This is a genomic window from Mycoplasmatota bacterium, assembly GCA_018394295.1.
Taxonomy (GTDB): Bacteria; Bacillota_I; Bacilli_A; order Haloplasmatales; family Haloplasmataceae; genus JAENYC01.
Genome location: CP074573.1, coordinates 447,206 through 467,664 on the forward strand (window position 1 = coordinate 447,206; position 20,459 = coordinate 467,664).

Sequence of the window (20,459 nt, forward strand, 5' to 3'; positions counted from 1 at the left end):
GGGATTTTTGCATAATCATCAACACTTAAATTGAAAAGAACGAAAAAAATCTATTATTATATATAATAATAGATTTTTCAGTTAATATTTTTAGTCTTCAATTTTTCTAATTGCTCTAATACGATATGCAATTGGTGGATGAGAATATTTCAATGCAACAAATAAAGGATGAGGAGTTAAATTATCATAATTTTCTCTTCCTAATATTTTAAGTGCTTCTTGCATTTCAACTTTATAGCCATTTACTGAGGCATAATGATCTGCTACATACTCAAATTTACGAGAGATTCTACTTACAATGGCTTCAAGTATAATCGATATAGGTGATATTAATAACATAAAGATAATTAGTCCAAATCCAAAATGGGCATTATCAAATCCAAATGCGGTACTTACAGAGTCTGATTTTACAGAAAACAATAAAACGGCTAGATATAAGGAGATAGTAATCATCATAATAAATATATTTTTTATAATATGTTTATGTTTTGCATGACCTATTTCATGAGCAAGTACACTGACAATTTGATCTGAGTTCATTTTCTCAATCAATGTGTCATATAAAACTACCTGTTTGAATTTTCCAAATCCTGAGAAAAAGGCATTTAGTTTTGTTGAACGTTTTGAAGCATCTATGATACTAATTTTTGTTATCTCATAACCCACTTTATTGGCAAAATTAATAATTTTATCTTTAAGTTCACCCTCATCTAATGGTCTTAATTTATTAAAGATTGGAACAATTAATTTAACATATAATAGGTTAATAATTAATATGATAACAACAATTGATATCCATGCATAGATATAAAATAAATCACCAACGTTATGATATAATAATGATAATAGGTAAATTAATCCTCCACCAAAAATAATTGAAAGGATTAAGACTTTGATTTTGTCAAAAACAAAGGTCTTTTTGGTTGATTTATTAAAACCATATTTTTCTTCGATTGTAAATTGTTTATAGTATGAAAAGAAAATACCAATAACAAAATCAATTATGAAATAGATACCTAAAAATATTAAGGTTTGTAAATGAATAGAATTTGTTAAATCTATTGCGATATCATTGAAAATAGGAAAAACTCTAAAAATTAATAAAGAAATAATAATGATTAATCTAATTGTCCTTGATATCATTGATAACCTAAAGTTTTCCATATTATATTGCAACCATTTTTGGTAGGCATCTTGGTCATAAACATCCTTTACTTCTTCAGGAATTTCAGCGTCCTTATTTCGATAATTGAGAATAGATAACCAAGCATCAAATAAAAACGTTAGAACAATTAAACTTAAAATGACAAGTTTCATACATTTCCTCCTAGAAAATTAGTTAATTATATTTTAACATATTAATAAAATGATATTATGGAAAAAAGCTCAGATGAGCTTTTAATAAAATTATTTTGTATGGGCGATTCTACTTGCAGCAGCGGCGGCGATTGCACCAATGATATCGTCCAAAAATGTATTACATTTTCCTTTTTCTTTTCCTTCTTTATCAATCTCTCCGATTTTCCCTAATTTAACTTTGTCAACATAACCGAAATTAGTCAATCCTATTGAACCATACACATTTACAATGGAATAAGCTAATACTTCATCAATTCCATATAATGAGTAATCATTTAATAAAATTGAACGAAGTGGTTCTTGTATATGTCCACTTTCAGCTAATGTATCGATTGCGATTCCTGTCAAAACAGTATTAGTTACCTCTCTTTTACTTAATACTAATCTAACGTTTTCTAAACATTCTTCTACTGTCAAGTCTTCATAGTATTCACGTTGTAATTCAAATGTTATTTTAGCAATATCTAGAAGTGTTACCCCTCTTTCTTCTAAAAGCTCTATTGCTCGTTTATTCAATAACTCATAATCAACTTCCATCATATTTCACCTCTCTAATTAAAAAAATGTAGGATATTCATTATATCACATTATTAGAAATAATCAACTATAATAAACATTTTTTTAAGATATGATATATTAGATTATTATGTATATTAAAAAATATGATGTGTGAACCACAAATATTAGTCTTTATATATGATTTATGATTAAAAATTAACAAAGGGATAGTATCTAGTAATTAAATTAGGTTATTATGCATTGTTTTGTTGAATCACATCTAACCATTCCATCTTAGCTATATATTTTTTAATTGGAAGATAGGTAAGTAAAAAGATAATTACAGATAAGAATATAGAAAAATAAATGACACCCGGTTCAAATATACGATAAGGAATTCCATTATCTACACAATATAAATAATAGAATAAGGTCATAATCAATTGTCCTAGTAAAGTTCCTCCAATGAGTCCGATTAAAATAATAATGCTAAGTTCTTTTAACATTCGGGTTAATATAAATCGACGTGAATAGCCAATAGCTTGTAATATCGCGAACTCTCCTAGTCGCTCAGTAAAATAGACTTTATTTAAATTACTTACAGAAATGGTAACTTCAAACGCAGTAATGATAAGAATTATGATTCCTACAATTTTTAATAAATAAAATATATTGTCCATTATATTATAAATTTCATCTCTATACGTATTTATGATGATTTCATCGTATGTTTTAAAATTTTGATAAAATTGATCAATGTTTTTTTTTTCTATTTTGAAAATATAATCATTTGGTGTTGGATTATAACTAATAAAAGTATTACTACCACCTTCATAAATACCGGTTATTATATAACGTTTAGGTAACATCTGTTCTTGACCAATTGTATCACCTACTGATTTATTCATCCCTTTACTCAATTCGTTTGAAATTAGGATTTCATTTTCTCTCTGAGGGTAAATTCCATCAATTAATTTTCCATCAATACTATTAAGAACGTAAGATATATTTTCATTATCAATTTCAAATATCCAAGCGAAGGAATTAAAGATGATCAATTTTCCCATTCCTTCTGAAGTAATACTTCCCCTGAATTCTTTTTCAATCCCCTCACTCATTCTGATTTCATTTAATAGTTCATTTCTCCTATCTTCTTGAACGTCGTTTTTAAATGAAAATGATGCATAGTTATCTAGTATCATATTTGAACTTTTATCTAATCCATAGCTAACAGCAAAACCAATAGAACATAAAAAGGTAAATAAGGCAATTTTAATAATGAGCAAAATAATTTGTGGGGATACTTGTTTCATACGTATTAAAATATAATTCCTTAAATTTAAAGGTTTCATATTAATCACCTATTTCCTTATTTATTTTAACTTCGCCATCCCATATGTGAATCACTTCATCAGCACCTTTTAAAATACTTGAATCATGTGTTACAACAATTAGTAGAGCATCATCACGATATTTATTGACTACTTTCATCGCATTTATTGCGCTTTTATGATCTAGAGAAGCAGTGATTTCATCTGCAAAGATAACTTTAGGTTTGTGAATTAAAGCCCTAGCAATTGCAACTCTTTGGCACTGACCACCACTAAGTTGATATGGCTTTTTATGATAATGATTCTCAAGACCAAGTTCAGTAAGGATGGTTTTTGCACGCTGAACATATTTATCATCATACGAATTAACAGGGACTAAAACATTTTGTAAAACAGATAAATAGTTTATTAGAAAATGTTTTTGAAAAATAAAACCAAAATCACGTTTTCTTAGGTTAGCTAATTTTTCATTTCCCATTTCATTTAATATTAAATTGTTGTAGTAAACCTTTCCACTTGTTGGTTTTTTTAAAGCACTGAGAACATACAGCAATGAACTTTTACCACTACCTGAAGGTCCTAATATACCATAAAACTTGTTATTTTCTAATTTTAGAGTTATATTTTTCAATGCATATGTCTTTGTTTCCTTCTTTAAATCATATACTAAATTTATTTTTTCTATCTCAAACATTTTATATCTCTCCTTCTATAATAGATACACAATCAATTTTTCTTAATAAAATCCAAGTAGGTACTAATGAAAATACCGAAGTAAATAATGGAATAACAATGATTCTCATAAATAGTTGTACATTTAGTTCAAATCCAGGTATACCTTTCGGATTTAACAAGAATATATTTATTAAAGATTTTTCTAATAATAAGAGTAATAAACTGATTAATAATGCTGAAAGTGATGTATAATAGATTTCTTTATTAATTCTAAACAATATTTTTTTATCACTATAGCCTAAGGAGCTTAACACACCAAATTCTTTTCGTCTTTGAAAATAGTGAACATAAGTAGAAATTCCTAATCCCACACCTATACTGATTAAAACAATGAAGGTTACTATATTGAACAAATTTTCAACATCATCAGTAACATTTTCAACAATACTATCATAATAATTTTTATCGACTACATTAAAATTACTATTTACATTTTCTTTTAAATATTGATTGACTTCATCAAATTTACTTTTTTTAGGGACAATTATATATCCTTTATTTCGGGTATCATCTTTTGAAGTAAAATGTATATTTAACTCTACTTCACTAACAGGTAAAAATCCAATTAAGTAATTTGATTTAAAACCAATATTCATTATCAATGGTTGTTTACTATCTATACTGCTCCCTGTTTTAAAATCATTATTTTTGATTAGTTTTTCATCTAGTATTAATTGATTTAAATCATTTTCAGGAACGAATTTCTCTTTGAAATCAATTTTTAAAATATGCATTAAATAAATAATGTCTTCTCTATCCATAAGAAGGATTTCTCCGTTTGAATTAATTGCCATCCCCTGAAATGGGACAACATCTATTATTACAGGAATGATTCTTTCAATATCAGGATTTTGATAAACCTTTTCATCTATTGTATTTCCCTCTGTATCAATAAATGTGTAGAAATGATACTGATTTGATACCATTTTGGCAAGGTCAATAGAATTAATCAAAAACATATGGATGCTACCAATTAATAAAATTGAAAAAATAATTGATATAATTAAAGATGAAACTTTTTTGATATTGCCTTTAAAATATTGATGGAAACTTAATGGTTCTTTCATTTTAATACCGCCTTTCTACTAAATTAATTTTATTATATAAAAAATATAGTCATAAAAGTAAGTAACCCTTAGTCATATTTTTATATGACTAAGGGTTAAACCTTTAATATAATTTATTTTTTATAAACTCAATTAGGGATTCACGGTCATTCATATTTGTCTTACTATAAATGCTTGAAATATAATTCTTTACTGTTCCTTCAGATATATATAATACACTAGCAATATGTTTATTACTAAATCCCTCTCTTATTAAATCAATAATTTCTAATTCACGTGCAGTAATATTATAATTTTTCATTTCATTTTTTCTTTTTTCTTGATTCATTAATTTATTGGCTAATACTTGTGCCACTTTAGCAGGCATAACATATTGACCAGAATAAACATCTCTAATATTAGATACTAGTTTGTCGTATTCTATATCTTTAAATAAATAGCCACTAGCACCATAGCTAATTCCTTCAATAATATAGTCTTCATCATCAAATGTCGTTAGCAGAATTATTTTTGTTTCTGAATTAAATTTCCTAATTTCTTTTACAGCCATCACGCCATTTAAATTAGGCATTCTAATATCCATGAGTAATACATCAATAGGATATTTTCTGCATATATCAATCGCATCAAATCCATCTTTACCAAGAGCAACAACATGGATATCATCATATTGACTTAAAATAACCTTTAATCCTTCACGCATTAAGTTTTGATCATCTATTATCGCTATTTCAATCATTTTTTCTTCTTCCTTCCAAAGGTATAAAAACCTGTATTCCAAACCCTTTTTCTATACCATAGTGAAACTTAATTGTCCCATTTAATTCTTTAACGCGTTCTTCCATCGCATTTACGCCAAATCCTTTATTTAAAAAAGAGGTACCATCCCCATTGTTATCTAAGTTTAATTCTAAAAATGTATTATCGATGGATACATTAAATAAAAAGGTGCTAGCATTTCCATGCTTAATCCCATTGGTTATTCCTTCTTGTAATATTCTGTAGATACAGCTTAAAATCGGATTGTTTAGTTGATTTAATTTATTATCTATTTGATAATTAATTTTCACGCCGGTATGGTTTATTGTATTATCGATTAAATCATTTATTTCTTTTAAATAATTAATGTTATCCTTTAATGTTTTTACAGATGTTCTTAAGTCATACAAGCCTTTACGTACTAGTTCGATGGCTCCTTTTATTTTCTCGTTACCCTCATATTTTTGTTGTGTAAGCATCAACTTTCCTACTTCTAATTCTACTAAAGCAGTTGTAAGTGTATGGCCAACTGTATCATGCATGTCTCTTGCGATTTTATTTCGTTCCTGGATTATTGTTAAATTCTCTAATTGATTATAAGCTTTTAATAGACTATTATGCGTATGCTCAATATCTAGATTTTTTAAGGTTAACTCAGTTTGCATCTCTTCTAACTTGGTATTTTGGTCAATTATATTAATAATTAACATAATAATAACTACAATGAGTAAAAAGATACTCACCTCAGATGATATGGTTTGAATCAGGATTGTAGCATTACTCAAGTGAGAAGTTTTAATAACTATATTAAGGACTAATAAGAAAAAGAAAAGAATAAGTGATAAGTATTTAGTATAAACTCTAAAGATTTGGTATAAAACAATAAAATAGAAATTTCTTATACTATTACCGACATCATAAATATTGATATAAGTGATTAATAGGATAGTAGTGAGTGTTAATAAACTAAAGAAATAGATTTTTTCTTTGTTTCTAACTAGAAATAATTCACTGTAAATGATAAAACCTGTCACTATACTTGTTATAACTAAAATCCATCCCATATTTTCAATATTTTCCCAAACAGTAAATAGTTGGTTTGTAAATAAAATCCCAATGATAATATATAAAATTCGCTCATCTACTTTGTTCATAACTACACCTTTATAATTTTTTAATCACTTAATTATAAAACTTTTTACAAAACTTAGCAAATACTCTTTTTAAACTTACTAGACACGTCAAAAAGAAATATTAAATAAACCAAATATAATTATGTAATATTAGTTGCATCTATGGTTTTTTGTATATAAAATGGTAATATAAAGGTATAAATCTTTTGGAGGTCATATAATGATTGAGTTACAGGAAAGATTAAATAAAATTAACCAGGAGTTAATGATTAAACAATCAAAAAGATTAAATAATCAAATCCCAATTAGTGTGATTGAAACAGCGATTAAAATTGCTGGAAGTGCTCCATCAGGTGCTAATCAACAGCCTTGGACGTATGTATTGATAAATGATACATCAGTTAAACAAAAACTAGTTGATAGATTAGAAAATGAAGCATTAAGGGATTATACTTTTATCATTCTATTATTTAAACAAAATCATGGAGTAAAAATAAATGAAGATGGGACTATAGAAATTGTTAAACATTATTATGCACATGATTCAGTTTGTTTATCAGCTGGAATGTTGGTAGGTGCCTTTCATTACGCAAATATTACTTATGATTTATTACCGATTAACAAAAAGATAAATGATATTTTATCAAGACCCAATCATGAAACAGCTATCTTATCCTTTTCAATAAAAGGAATAAGTGATAATTCAGATGAAGTGACTTGTAAGATAATGGATTTTTATGAAATTATAAAGGGGAGAAGAAGTATAAGACGCTACAGTAATCATAAGTTTAATGAAGAAATAATCAGACATTCAATTAAACTTGTTGATAATATACTAAGTAGTCAATCTCATTACTTTGAACTTGTTTCTGACAGTTCATTAAAACATAAAATAAGAAAGGCATCAGAAGAAAATGAGAAGCGACTATATGAAGAATTGATTTCAGAAGAATGGAAGAATGCGTTGAATCCATTGAAAACCAATTGGCAAAAATCCCATTTAACAGAAGCACCTTATCTCATTATTGCTTTTAGTAGAAAACATGATAATGTTTCAAGTAGAAAACAACAGAATCAACAAATCATGGATTCGAAAACAATGACAGGGATTGCAACGGGTCTTTTAATTCAGATATTACACTATATTGGATTATCAACACTCACTTATACGCCTAGTCCAATGAGGTTTTTAAATAGTATATTAGATATACCAAGTCATTTAACACCAATGATGGTTTTACCTATCGGGTACAAAGACAAAAGTTATCAACTACCTGACATAAAAAGAAAAGAATTAGAAGATATCCTAATAAAATTTAAAAGATAACTACAAAAAAGTGAGTTAAATTATATTTGATATTTTTGTTAATATACAATATAATTATAAGAAATAAGGAAAGAGAGTGTAGTTATGAATATTGAGACAATATTGGCAGATGATAAAACATCAAACATTATTAGAAATTTATATCCGTTATACTTATATGATTTATCAGAATTTAATGGTACGCTTCCTAATGAATATGGGATTTATGAAGATGAACCCGTTAAAACATTAGAAGAACAATATCATGTACAAGACTTATGGTTTCAAGAACCAGGTCTATTGTATCCTTTTATCATCTTTAAGGATAAGCTACCAGTAGGTTTTGCTTTAGTTTCTACCGGCAAGTATTCACCTAAAACGACGGATTATTATTTGTATGAGTTTTTCTTACTTCGACCATACCGTGGGGAAAATATCGCTGAAATAGCGGCAAAACAAGTATTTGATAAATTTAAAGGGAAGTGGGAACTTTTTACTCATCCTACCCCATCAAATATAAGAGCACAATCATTTTGGCAGAAAACGATTAATCATTATACATCAGGAAATTTCACGAGAGAAAATGGTCCAACTTTTGATGGTGAAAAGATAATATTTAGATTTAGTAATAATATTGATTAATATATACCATAATGAATAATAAAAGGAAGTCCATATGATATTATACCTATATAGTAGACACTAAATAAAAAGGTGTTGGCTATGTAGGTATTTTATTTTATAATAAATTTAGATAACTAAGGGAGATGTACTAATGAAGAAGAAATTAAGAATTAAAGATTATATAAAAAAACATAGAGATGAATTAGAAAAGAATCCCTATGTTAGGAAAGTTGGTAAGACAATCCAATATGCACCTGAATTTAAAATTAAAGCAGTTGAGTTAAAGAAAAAGGGAGTATCTATAAGAGAAATATTTGAAAGTCATGGATTACCCTATAAAGAACCTAAAAGTAATACTTACATAACAAACTGGACTAAACAATATGAAGAAAAGGGAAAAGAATCATTTTTTAATGAATCAAGAGGTCGTAATATAAATGGTAAATCAGGAAGACCAAAGAAAGAAGCAATAACAGCTGATGAAAAAGTATTAATACAGGAGAAAATAATAGAAGCGCAAAGGCAGGAGATTGAAGCATTAAAAAAGCAATTATGGCAAGGAAGGAAGGTGAAAATAAAAGAAAATAAATATGTTCCAACTCAATTAGTATTTCAATTTATCGATGATTTAAAAACTAAAATTAATGTACCAATACAAACATTATGTAAATATTTTAATGTATCAAGATCTGGTTATTATAAATGGATTAAATCTGCTAACAAGAGAAGACAAAGAGAGTTACAAGACAAATCAGATTTTAAATTAATAAGTGATTTGTGGGTAAAAAATAAAGAATTTGGATATCAAAGAATTACAATGCATCTAAGAAATGATTTAGGTGTAGTAATGAACCCTAAAAAAGTTTATCGTTTAATGAAAAAGAATGGTATACGTTCTACAGTAAGGATTAAAGATCCCTATAAACATTTAAAAGACTCATATAAAAATCATCATACATTTGAAAATGTATTAGATAGAAATTTTGATGTTGATGAACCTGGTACAGTATTCGCGACTGATATCACATACTTAATTTTTAATGGTTATCGATATTATTTATCTGTAATTAAGGATCTTTGTACACGTGAAATTGTAGCTTGGAAAGTATCTCAAAATCTAAGTCTAGATTTATCGTTAGATGTAATTAATCAACTTGTTGAAAGATATGGAGAAGAAAATCTAAAAAATACCTTAATCCATTCAGACCAGGGTTTACATTATACTAATTCAATGTATGTAAATAAACTAAAGGAATTAAATATTATTCAATCTATGTCACGTAAAGGTAATTGTCTAGATAACGCAAAAATGGAGACATTTTTTGGACATTTCAAAGACGAGTGTGAGTATTATGATGCTACTGATATTAAATCATTGAGGTTTATATTAAATGATTATATGAATTATTATAATCATAAGCGTTATCAATGGACATTAAAAAAGATGGCCCCTGCGCAATACAGAAGCCATCTACTAGCAGCATAAAATATTAATATATTAACTTTTTTGTTTCTGTCTACTTGACAGGTATAAGTTCAATATGGATTTCCTTTTTAAAATATAAGTATGATTAAGTTATTTAAATATCATAACAATAAAATCTATTATGGAATATAACATGAGTGCAATTCCACTACCGATTAAAGGACCTGATGCAACACCCTTAAAAATTATCATTCCAATAATGATACCTACTAAAACAAAGGTAACAACATCAGGTGAAGAACTCATCATCTCAATACCAAATTTCGCAAAATGAGTTACTAAAACACCAGCGAAAATCGCTACCCATGCTCGCCATGTGGTAATTGCTTTTAATAGATCGTGATAAGTAATATCACCTTTTGCTATTGGAATAAATGCATAGATAGTAATTAAAATAATTCCATATTTAATACTAAATTTCTTGATGGTTGTTAAAGTCTCATTATTTAATTTTAATAATACCATTCCGATTAAAACTAAAACAGCGATAATAATCGTTTGATTTTTACTAAATATTCCTAATAGTAGTAAAACAGCTAATAAAATTAATTTTTCATACATTTTAATCTATTTTCCTTTCTATAAATAAGTTTTATTTAACGAAGTTTATTTTTTAATCAATAATAACGAAAAAGAATAAATTTCTAATATAATCATATTGAAACAACTTTGATTTTGATGTAATATTGTATTGTTAAGCACAATTTAAATATTAAAAGGGGAACTTATGAATTATTTAAGAGAGAACAAAAAGTCAATCATATTAAGATTATTTATTACAGCAACTTTATTATTAGCGATAAGACTCATTTTCTTTTTACAAGATGGTACGAGCGATTTAGTCGAAAGTATCTTGATATACATGATTGCTTTCATTAGTTTAGGCATTGTTTTCATGATTTTATTACCAGTAAAACAAAGCCCTAAAGAATTTTTTATGAAATATAGAGATATATTCATTTTATCAATCTTTATTTTTTATTCAGAAATGTTGTTTCTATATGACAATCAATTAGAATATTCTGCTGTTACTATATTTATTATAATTCTTATCATTTGTCTTATTGATATCATTGCTTTATTATTACCCAATAGAGGTAAAATGATATTTATTATTTATATTTGTATCTCATTACCATTATATTTAATTGCTCAAGATATTTATTTTGAAATATTTAATGATTTCTTTTCATTTAAAGAAATTGTCTCAGTTGGAGCTGGATTAGAATATACAAATGGTGTTTTACATTTCCGCTTTATTCATTTTTTACTGATTATTTCTGCGGTTTTTTCAATTTGTATATTAATGATGTATAAATCAAAAAATCAGATTAAGTTAAATAAACAAACAGTTACAATATTTAATATTCCGTTACTATTTTTTCTGTTAGTGAATTTAAATGCAGAATATCCTGTTAAAACAGCACGCCTTTATTTATCAGATCATTATTTGTATACTAGTGTATATAGTAATAAAAAATTTGTTTCACGATTTGGTGCAGTAAACTATTGTGTAAGGGATTTTTTCAATTCAATTTTCCCAGAACGTGTAAATAAACAAGATGTTAAAGATATTGACAATTATTTTAAAAATAATCCTAAAATTCATTTAGAAAATGATTATAGTGGTATTTTTGAAAATAAAAATTTAGTTTTCGTTGTAGCTGAATCATTTGATAGTATCGCAATAAATGAGACCTTAACACCTAATATTGTCAAATTAAAGAATGAAGGGATTAATTTTAACAACCATTATGTTCCTGTGTATCCAAGAACCACTTCTGATAGTGAAATTATTTTTAATACCAGTGTCATTCCTTCAATTGTAGATGGTCCTACTTGTTATAATTTTAATGAAAATTCTTTTTCTCATTCACTCGCAAATTTATTTACTAATAAAGGATATCAAGCAGATGCATTTCATAGTAATGAAAAAGAATTCTATACAAGATATAAGGTTTACGACGGATTAGGATATGATAATTTCTATGGTCAATACGAATTGGGACTTAGTATGTCTGATAAAAGATATGATTCCATTTTTATGAAGAAAAGTCAAGACTTAATCTTAAAAGAGGATGGAAAATTTTTCAGTTTTATTACAACATTAAGTGGTCATAGTCCTTATAATTTAGATAATCTAGCGGTTAGAAAACATTATGTTGAAGTAAATAAATATTATGGAAATACAATACCAACAGAAGTAAAAAATTTTATCGCAGCTCAAATGGAAGTAGACTTATTTATAGGTGAATTATTCAAGGATTTAGAAAATAAAGGAATCCTTGATGACACGGTGATTGTCTTTACTGGTGATCACTATCCGTATACAATGGAAAGTTCAACTTACGAAAACTATAAAAATGTTAAGGGTGAATATTTAAAAAATCAGACGCCATTATTTATATGGTCTAGTGATATAGAACATAAGACCATAAATAAATTATCATCTTCATTTGATGTTTTGCCAACACTAGCCAATATGTTTAATTTAGATGCTAATTATACTTACTATTTTGGGAACGATATCTTTAGTAGTAATTATCAACCTATTGTATATTATAAAGATTATTCTTGGTATGATGGAGAAAACTATGTGCGTGATGGAAAACTAAAAAGTGGAAATGGTGATCCTGAGTATATTCAAAAAACTACAGATATGATTTATGAATATTTTGATATCGCTAAGAAAATTTTGAGAACAAATTATTTTAAAAAATAAATATTAGTTACTATTAAAATAGTTATTAATTAGGTAAAAAAGAGATGTCTCTTTTAGTATGAGACAATCTCTTTTTTTCATCTAATAAACAAAATTTCCATTATCAAATATTGGAATTTCTTTATTATCATGGGTTATACCAGTGATTTTTAAATCAGCAGTACCAAACATGAAATCTTCATGGTTAATTGAGTGATTTACACCATGTTTTTCTAATTCTTCCTCAGTCATGTTATCACCATTTTTTATACAAGATGGGTAAGCTCTACCGATTGCTAAATGACAAGATGCATTTTCATCATATAAAGTATTATAAAATAATATATTAGATTTAGATATAGGTGAATCATATGGCACAAGTGCTACCTCACCTAAATAATGAGAACCTTCATCAGTTTCAATTAATTCTTTAAGTGAATCATATCCTTTTTTTGCATTATAGTCAATTATTTTACCATCTTTAAAGGTAATCGAAAACTCATCGATTAATTTTCCATTAAAATTAAGTGGTTTTGAGCTGTAAACAATACCATTGACACCGGTTTTTTTAGGTAATGTGAACACTTCTTCTGTTGGCATATTTGCGATAAATTCAATTCCTTCTGGTGTAAATTCAGATCCAGCTAACCAAATATGTTCTTCTGGTAATTCTACTTCTAAGTCAGTTCCTAAGTTATTTTTAAACTTAAGCATTTTAAAATTATTAGAATTTAAGAAATCCATGCTTTTTTTCAAATTAGTTTTGTGCTCTTCCCAAGCTTTAACAGGATCTTCTTGGTTAACACGCATTGCATTTAAGATTGCATCCCATAATTTAGAGACAGCTTCTTCTTCATTAACATCTGGGAAAACTTTTTTTGCCCAAGATACCGTTGGAATAGATGCGATACACCATACATTTTTATTGCTCATTAAACGGTCGCGGTATTCTTTTACTGCCTTATTGGCTACTTTTTGATAACGAACCATTTTAGATGGATTTACTTCTTTAAGTAATTCTGGGTCGCTAGCATCGATTGTAAGAAATGCAGCCCCCTTACGAGCATATGAAAGATGAAACTCTTTTAACCACTCAGGAAATTCATCAAATATCTCATCATTAGCACTTAAATACTTCATTTTTGTTGATAAATCATCTTCCCATCTCATAATAACTTCTCTTGCACCTTCATCATAAGCAACTTGTGCTACAATTCGAGCAAATTCAGCACATTCAATGGGAGCTCTAACAATGAGCGTTTGGTTTTTTTGAATATTAATTCCCATTTTAATTAAGAGTTGTGCATATTTTTTTAAAGTTAGATTATCCATATTAATCTCCTTTCATTTTACTATCCATAGTATAACATATTTTCCCATTTATTAACGAAAAACCTTGATACTTATTAAATATTATTTATAATTAATGATGTAGATAGGAGATTATTATGGATAATAAAATTGATTTAGATGTAGTTGACTTTATTGAAGACAAATTATTGATAAAGATTAATGATAGTGAAATAATTAATCGTGGATTATTAAATTTAAAATGGAAGGTGTCAACAGATCAAGGGATTTTATTCCTTAAAATATATCATCCCTTACGTTATAATGAAAAAAAACTTGAAGAGGTTAATGTTGCTTTATTTTATTACAATAAAATAAATTCATTAGGATTTAAATGTCCCAAACTATTTAATTATAATGGTAATCACTTATTGAAGACAAACTTAGGAAATAATTTTATCCTAACAGAGTATTCAACAGGATATTTAATTACTCCTGGTAAAATAAATGAAAACCAAGCTTATTGTCTTGGAGAAGAAATCGGTAAAATGCATGATTATACGAATAGATTCGATATTTATTTTGAAAAAGAAAGTTGGAAAATCCCAACTAAAGAAACCCTGTTGGAAAAATGGAAATACAACTGGAGTAAGTTAAATCAAACAGTTAATAAAGAATTTAAAGAGGTACTAAAAAAACAAAAACAAATTTTTGAAAAATTTGATTTATCCCAGTTTGCTAAATTGAAACCAACCCTTGCCCATAATGATTTGTGGTGTGATAATATTTTATTTCATGAGAATAGTGTAAGTTCAATTCTTGATTTTGACAGGTTTAATTTAACTTATATGGAGTTAGATATTGCGCGCGCGATTCTATCATTTGGTTTAGACCAAATGACACTAAGAAAGGATATCGTACAAGCTTTTCTTAAAGGATATAATAAGATTAAGTTGTTATCTAAGAGGGAATTAATCTTAGCTATTCGATTATGTTTTATTCGAGAAAGTCTTGGTTGGTTGGGTCCGAATATCAAAATAAATAATGGTCCTCCAGAACGTTTCAAATATGAAATGATTTGGATTGCTAATAATTGGAATAAATTAGAAGAAGTGATTGGATAAGTCGTATTGATATACGACTTTTTTTAATATTTTTTTAAAATCATTGACAAATTAATCTGAATATTATATATTATTAGTGTAGTTACTAGCACTCGTCAATAGCGAGTGCTAACAATGATTAACCAAATTCAAGGAGGATTTATATGATACTATTAACACCTAACAATAAAAATTTATTTAAAACAAATAAATCATATTTTGATATGGTTGATGGTTTCTTTAATACTACTTTTTTAACAACTCAAAATTTATTTAAAATAGATGTAAAAGAAAATGATTATGCATTCTTATTTGATGTAGAATTACCAGGTATCAAGAAAGAGGAAATTAAATTAGAATATAATGATGAAAGATTAATGATTTCAATTGAAAAAGGTGAAAAAGTAGAAGATGAGAAAGAAAACTATATTCATCGAGAAAGAAGAATGTCATCAATGAAAAGAAGTTTCTATCTAAAAGATATTGATTCTGAGAAAATTGAAGCAAAACTTCAGGATGGGATATTAAAAATTTTGGCGCCAAAGAAAGAAAATTTAATGAATAAACGTCAAATAGAAATTAAATAATTGTAGGATGAGAAAAAAGAGTTCTTTCATTAAGGACTCTTTTTTGATAACACATATTTTTGATTAAAAAGAAATACATAAAAAGGTACTTATAAAATAGATGATTTTGCACATACTAGTATAAGGAGTTGAGGCTATTTTGTTAGTTGGAAAAAAATTTGGCGATTTAACTGTCATTGAAAATGTTGGAAAAAGACGAATATCAAATATTAGTAAATACGATACGACACATTACTTATGTGAATGTGGATGTGGAAATGAAATCATTGTTAGTGAACCAAGTCTTGAGTACAATATCGTTAAAGACTGTGGTTGCACTAAATTTAAAAGAAAAATTAGTAAATAAGGTTATTATTAACCTTTTTTTCTTTATATATATAGAATTAACTATAATAAAAATTATAATATGTTACAATAGATAAGAAACTAATTTATAATTAATTGGTGAGATTGATGGAAAATATAACATGTTATAAAAACAATATTAAATTAGATTATACTTTTACATTCTTAAGAAATCTAAATTTTACCCATGGAATATGGATGATTTATCTAGCATCAAAAGGATTTAGTTTAGGTCAACTAGGAATCTTTGAAAGTGTGTTTCATATTACATCACTATTAATGGAGACACCAACTGGTGCGTTTGCTGATATTTTGGGAAGAAAAACTAGTAGAATCATAGGTGTAATATCAAGTTTAATTTATATTTTGCTAATATTACTTTCATCTAATTTTGGATTAATTTGTCTAGCATTTGTATTTCTAGCATTATCCTATAATTTTGAATCAGGTTCAGGAGAAGCATTAGTTTACGATTCACTAAAGAAAATAGATAAGGAAGAAACTTATATAAAAGTATCAGGAAATAAAGAAGTTTTTTTTCAACTTGCTCAAGCTATCGGTATTATTATTGGTGGATATATAGCACTTAATAGTTTTTCAATGACATTTAAATTATTCTGTATATTTTTAATATTTTCTCTCATCTCCCTTTTTTTAATGAAAGAACCAATAATGGGTAAAAAAAAGAAAGAAAAATCATGGATTAAAAACATTATTAATCAATATAAAAATAGCTTTAATATTACACATACGAATAAGCAATTGTTATTATTACTCATATTTCCTAATGCGATTTTAACATTAGTAACCATATCATTCTTTTATTTACAGAATTACTGGAATATTCAAGGCTATTCAACGAGTATTATTGGAATATTTTTAGCTTCACATGCGATTGCAGGTGCTTTTGGAGGTTATTTTGCCCATTATCTAGATAAAAAATATAAAAAAAGAGGGATTTTACTATTTGCGCCTATACTCATTGTTTTATGTATATTTGGATTAAGTCTTAATATCATCTCTTTTATTTCAATGATTATTTTAGGAGCACTTGATAGTATATTTTATATTGTTATTTCAGCTTATATCAATCAATTAATTTCAAGTGAACAAAGAGCAACAATATTATCATTTTCAAGTTTCTTTTTTAGTTTGTTTATGATTATTGGATTTCCTACTTTTGGGTATATTGGAGATCATTTGGGATTAACATCAGCATTTAGAGTATTAGGATTTGTGGGAGTAATTTATGTTGTGGTTTATTATTTCATTTTAGAACACTTTATCACAAATGAATAATTTCCTCATTTTTCAACGTTTTATTTAAAAGATAATTGGTATCATATTATATAATTGCCTTAACTATATTTGATATATTAAAAATTAAGGTACCACTTAGAAAAATATTAATATAATAAAGGTATAATGAGAAATTTGGAGGGATTGTATGAAAAAAAATTTGTTGGTTTTGTTTTTCTTTATGGCAACGTTTTTATTAACTTCCTGTGAAGAGGTGTTAAAAGCGAAAGAATTATCTGATGAAACAATTTCCGAACAAATCGATGCAGTGATTAACGCAAAAAGTTATGAAGCCAAAATTCATTTTAGAATAAAGACTGATGAAATGGAACTATCAGTAAATCCATTATTGAGTTTACAAAAATATACCGATGATCATGAAAAAGAAGTCTATCGAGTGCACTATTATAATAAATTGATGGAAGCTAATGGATTAGAAGCCTTTGAGTTTATAATTGATGAAAGAGATGAAGCAGTTTATATTAATAATTCAAATGCTTGGTTTAAAAGTACTTTTGATGAAATTGAAGATGAAGCTAATCTTCCGATATTTGCTTATTTGTTTGATATAGATAGTGAAGAAATAGATGATGAAATACAAACAGATATAGAAAATATTCAAGATATCATATTTACTGGAATGAAAAATTTTAATGAGGCTACCTATATAGATGTTATTAAAGAAGATGAACGTCAGTTAATCCATTATGAACTTGAATATAATGTTTATAACATACTAGAAGAAGTTTTTGATTATTTTAATGAAAAAGATGAAGAACTAGAATATAATAAATTTTCTGAGTTTCTTGATGAAATAGGTATTCAAGATGTCATTGATATATTTAATGAATTTACTATTGATGTATATTTTGATTCAGAGGATAATAGTATAGGACGTATCGAATTAGATTTAGTCAATATCTTAGATAATGATATTATATTAGATAAATTAGAAGAAGAGATAGACAATGAAGATATTAATATTCATACCGCATTTGATTATTTGAATGATTTTGAAATAGGAATTAACCTTTATGAAATCAACTCTTTAGATGAAATTACTGTGCCAGATGAAGCAAAAACAGGATATTCACTTCATTTCCTTGGTGCAGATTTTAATCCAGAAGATTTAATTGACATAAATGTTGGAGACACCATTCAAGGAAATTTCGATGATACTGATGAAATCTGGTATACTTTTACAATTGAAGATACTCAAACGCTTATTATTTCCTTAACAAATGATGAAAATGATGCATATAGTACATTATATGATAGTGAATTTGATCATTTAAGTTATTTAGCTTATAGTAATGATGTGAAGACTTATGAAAATCTTCCTGATGGTACATATTATTTAAAAATTGTATGTAGTAGTGGTAATGTTGAACTTACAATAGAATAAAAGTTAAAAGGCATCAAATTGTTGCCTTTTTCTCTTTTATATAAATATTATCATGATTAAAAAAAACATATGACCTAAGTATTCTTAATTGGCTTGTTTAGTGGAAGTTTTATTAAATTACTTTTAGAAGCCCCGATTAATTGAGTAGGATAGATACTACGATGTCCTGCGATGATATAACTGATGATACAACTTATTGCGGCATAGGGTAAGATTTCTTGGCCAAACATTTCAACAGACATTACAATTGAAGCAATTGGGGTATTTGTTGCGCCTGCAAGTAAAGCTACTAGTCCAATGGCGGCCATTACAGATAAATCAAGATTTAATATTAATCCAAAACTAATACCTGCAGAAGTTCCTATGAAAAATAGTGGGGTAATAACACCTCCACTACCACCAAAACTTAAGGTGATAGCCACAAATACGATTTTGAGTAAGAATGCATAAAGTGGGAGTCTATTACCTTGTAAGGCAGTATTAATTGTATCACTCCCTAATCCAAGGAACATGGTTGAATGAAATAAGTAAACAAGGAGGATTAAGATACTGCCGCCAATAAATCCCTTTAAAGGTTTAGAAATATTAATACGATTTGCTAGTTTATTTCCTATAGATAGTATTTCAATAAATAATAAAGCAATTATACCAAAATAGAATCCACTTAAGGCGACTTTTGAATAAAACAATAAATTTTCTGATTGATTGACAACAATATGATAATGATGATAATCAATCCCAAAATAACTTGTTATTTTATAAGCAACTAAAGAAGAGATGAGTACAGGGAATAAATAATTATTTAAAACCCTACCTAATACAAGGACTTCAATCGCAAATATAGCACCAGCAATAGGTGTTCCAAATACAGAAGAAAAACCAGCACTGATTCCACATATAATTAACATTCGTCTATCGTCCTTTTTTAATTTTAATGTTTCGCCTATACTTGATGCCATTCCAGCCCCCATTTGGGCACAAGGACCAACTTTCCCAGCCGAACCACCAAACGCTAAAGTAACAATTGCAGCGATAAAACGAATGGGGACAATAACAAGACTAATTTTTTCAGCGTTTTTATGAACCTTTTCTATTACTTTTCCTTGTCCTTCTAAATCATCAGGTAAAGCTTGTATTATTAAACCACTAATAAAAAAAACTAGTGGTAGTAATAAAAAATAGTATGCATAAGACTGTAGGTATGATGTTGAAATGCTCAATGTTTTTAAAAATAATGTGGTTAATAATCCTGTTACTCCACCGATTAATGATGCGAGTAATCCCCATCTAAAGATACTAAGAATTAATAAATATTGTTCTTTAATTGCTTTATGCATTTTGTTCTCTCCCTTGGTTTAATACAATACATTTAATTCTATTACTTCAATAAGAAAAAATCAATGATTATATTTTATCAAATTCATATTGTGA

General features: G+C 27.0%; 19 protein-coding genes. 9 read left to right on the forward strand and 10 right to left on the reverse strand.

Annotation, left to right across the window (positions count from 1 at the left end):
• Positions 1-90: 90 nt before the first annotated feature.
• From KHQ81_01820 to KHQ81_01850, 7 genes are all read right to left on the reverse strand, one after another.
• On the reverse strand, positions 91-1,317 hold the full coding sequence (locus KHQ81_01820; protein ID QVK18479.1) for a M48 family metallopeptidase: 1,227 nt from the start codon (positions 1,315-1,317) through the stop codon (positions 91-93).
• Positions 1,318-1,407: 90 nt separating this feature from the next.
• Positions 1,408-1,899, reverse strand: a complete 492-nt coding sequence (locus KHQ81_01825; protein QVK18480.1) for a phosphatidylglycerophosphatase A — start codon at positions 1,897-1,899, stop codon at positions 1,408-1,410.
• Between the two features lie 212 nt (positions 1,900-2,111).
• Positions 2,112-3,209, reverse strand: coding sequence for an FtsX-like permease family protein (locus KHQ81_01830; GenBank protein ID QVK18481.1), 1,098 nt, complete (start codon positions 3,207-3,209; stop codon positions 2,112-2,114).
• A gap of 1 nt (position 3,210) precedes the next feature.
• The gene (locus KHQ81_01835; GenBank protein QVK18482.1) at positions 3,211-3,882 is read right to left on the reverse strand and encodes an ABC transporter ATP-binding protein; all 672 of its coding nucleotides are present in this window, start codon (positions 3,880-3,882) and stop codon (positions 3,211-3,213) included.
• Position 3,883: 1 nt separating this feature from the next.
• Positions 3,884-4,990 carry an FtsX-like permease family protein gene (locus KHQ81_01840; protein QVK18483.1) on the reverse strand — a complete coding sequence of 369 codons (1,107 nt, stop codon included), beginning with the start codon at positions 4,988-4,990 and terminating at the stop codon, positions 3,884-3,886.
• Between the two features lie 103 nt (positions 4,991-5,093).
• Positions 5,094-5,729 (reverse strand): response regulator transcription factor, encoded by a 636-nt coding sequence (locus KHQ81_01845; GenBank protein ID QVK18484.1) that lies wholly within the window; start codon positions 5,727-5,729, stop codon positions 5,094-5,096.
• Positions 5,722-6,903: a hypothetical protein gene (locus KHQ81_01850; protein QVK18485.1), complete on the reverse strand. Its 1,182-nt coding sequence runs from the start codon at positions 6,901-6,903 to the stop codon at positions 5,722-5,724. Before KHQ81_01850 ends, KHQ81_01845 begins: the two co-directional genes overlap by 8 nt.
• A gap of 199 nt (positions 6,904-7,102) precedes the next feature.
• On the opposite strand from KHQ81_01850, the gene KHQ81_01855 reads away from it, so the two are divergent.
• The 3 genes from KHQ81_01855 (at position 7,103) to KHQ81_01865 (ending at position 10,298) form a co-directional block, all read left to right on the forward strand.
• Complete coding sequence (locus KHQ81_01855) at positions 7,103-8,209, forward strand: nitroreductase family protein (GenBank protein ID QVK18486.1); 1,107 nt, start codon at positions 7,103-7,105, stop codon at positions 8,207-8,209.
• A gap of 84 nt (positions 8,210-8,293) precedes the next feature.
• Complete coding sequence (locus tag KHQ81_01860; protein QVK18487.1) at positions 8,294-8,830, forward strand: GNAT family N-acetyltransferase; 537 nt, start codon at positions 8,294-8,296, stop codon at positions 8,828-8,830.
• A gap of 133 nt (positions 8,831-8,963) precedes the next feature.
• Complete coding sequence (locus KHQ81_01865) at positions 8,964-10,298, forward strand: IS3 family transposase (GenBank protein ID QVK18488.1); 1,335 nt, start codon at positions 8,964-8,966, stop codon at positions 10,296-10,298.
• Positions 10,299-10,388: 90 nt separating this feature from the next.
• Here the strand turns inward: KHQ81_01865 and KHQ81_01870 are convergent, their stop codons facing one another.
• Positions 10,389-10,859 carry a DUF441 domain-containing protein gene (locus tag KHQ81_01870; GenBank protein QVK18489.1) on the reverse strand — a complete coding sequence of 157 codons (471 nt, stop codon included), beginning with the start codon at positions 10,857-10,859 and terminating at the stop codon, positions 10,389-10,391.
• Positions 10,860-11,025: 166 nt separating this feature from the next.
• Between KHQ81_01870 and KHQ81_01875 the strand changes: the two genes are divergently transcribed.
• Positions 11,026-13,020 carry an LTA synthase family protein gene (locus KHQ81_01875; protein ID QVK18490.1) on the forward strand — a complete coding sequence of 665 codons (1,995 nt, stop codon included), beginning with the start codon at positions 11,026-11,028 and terminating at the stop codon, positions 13,018-13,020.
• A gap of 81 nt (positions 13,021-13,101) precedes the next feature.
• Here the strand turns inward: KHQ81_01875 and KHQ81_01880 are convergent, their stop codons facing one another.
• The gene (locus tag KHQ81_01880; protein QVK18491.1) at positions 13,102-14,331 is read right to left on the reverse strand and encodes an aminopeptidase; all 1,230 of its coding nucleotides are present in this window, start codon (positions 14,329-14,331) and stop codon (positions 13,102-13,104) included.
• A gap of 116 nt (positions 14,332-14,447) precedes the next feature.
• On the opposite strand from KHQ81_01880, the gene KHQ81_01885 reads away from it, so the two are divergent.
• The 5 genes from KHQ81_01885 (at position 14,448) to KHQ81_01905 (ending at position 19,028) form a co-directional block, all read left to right on the forward strand.
• The gene (locus KHQ81_01885; GenBank protein ID QVK18492.1) at positions 14,448-15,413 is read left to right on the forward strand and encodes a phosphotransferase; all 966 of its coding nucleotides are present in this window, start codon (positions 14,448-14,450) and stop codon (positions 15,411-15,413) included.
• Positions 15,414-15,556: 143 nt separating this feature from the next.
• Entirely contained in the window at positions 15,557-15,979 is a 423-nt protein-coding gene (locus KHQ81_01890; GenBank protein QVK18493.1) for an Hsp20/alpha crystallin family protein, read from the forward strand.
• A gap of 139 nt (positions 15,980-16,118) precedes the next feature.
• A complete protein-coding gene (locus KHQ81_01895; GenBank protein QVK18494.1) occupies positions 16,119-16,325 on the forward strand; it encodes a hypothetical protein in 207 nt (68 codons plus the stop codon).
• A gap of 107 nt (positions 16,326-16,432) precedes the next feature.
• Positions 16,433-17,623 carry an MFS transporter gene (locus KHQ81_01900; GenBank protein QVK18495.1) on the forward strand — a complete coding sequence of 397 codons (1,191 nt, stop codon included), beginning with the start codon at positions 16,433-16,435 and terminating at the stop codon, positions 17,621-17,623.
• 148 nt (positions 17,624-17,771) lie between these two features.
• Positions 17,772-19,028 carry a PPC domain-containing protein gene (locus KHQ81_01905; GenBank protein ID QVK18496.1) on the forward strand — a complete coding sequence of 419 codons (1,257 nt, stop codon included), beginning with the start codon at positions 17,772-17,774 and terminating at the stop codon, positions 19,026-19,028.
• A gap of 74 nt (positions 19,029-19,102) precedes the next feature.
• Here the strand turns inward: KHQ81_01905 and KHQ81_01910 are convergent, their stop codons facing one another.
• Positions 19,103-20,365, reverse strand: coding sequence for a chloride channel protein (locus KHQ81_01910; protein QVK18497.1), 1,263 nt, complete (start codon positions 20,363-20,365; stop codon positions 19,103-19,105).
• Between the last annotated feature and the right edge of the window lie 94 nt (positions 20,366-20,459).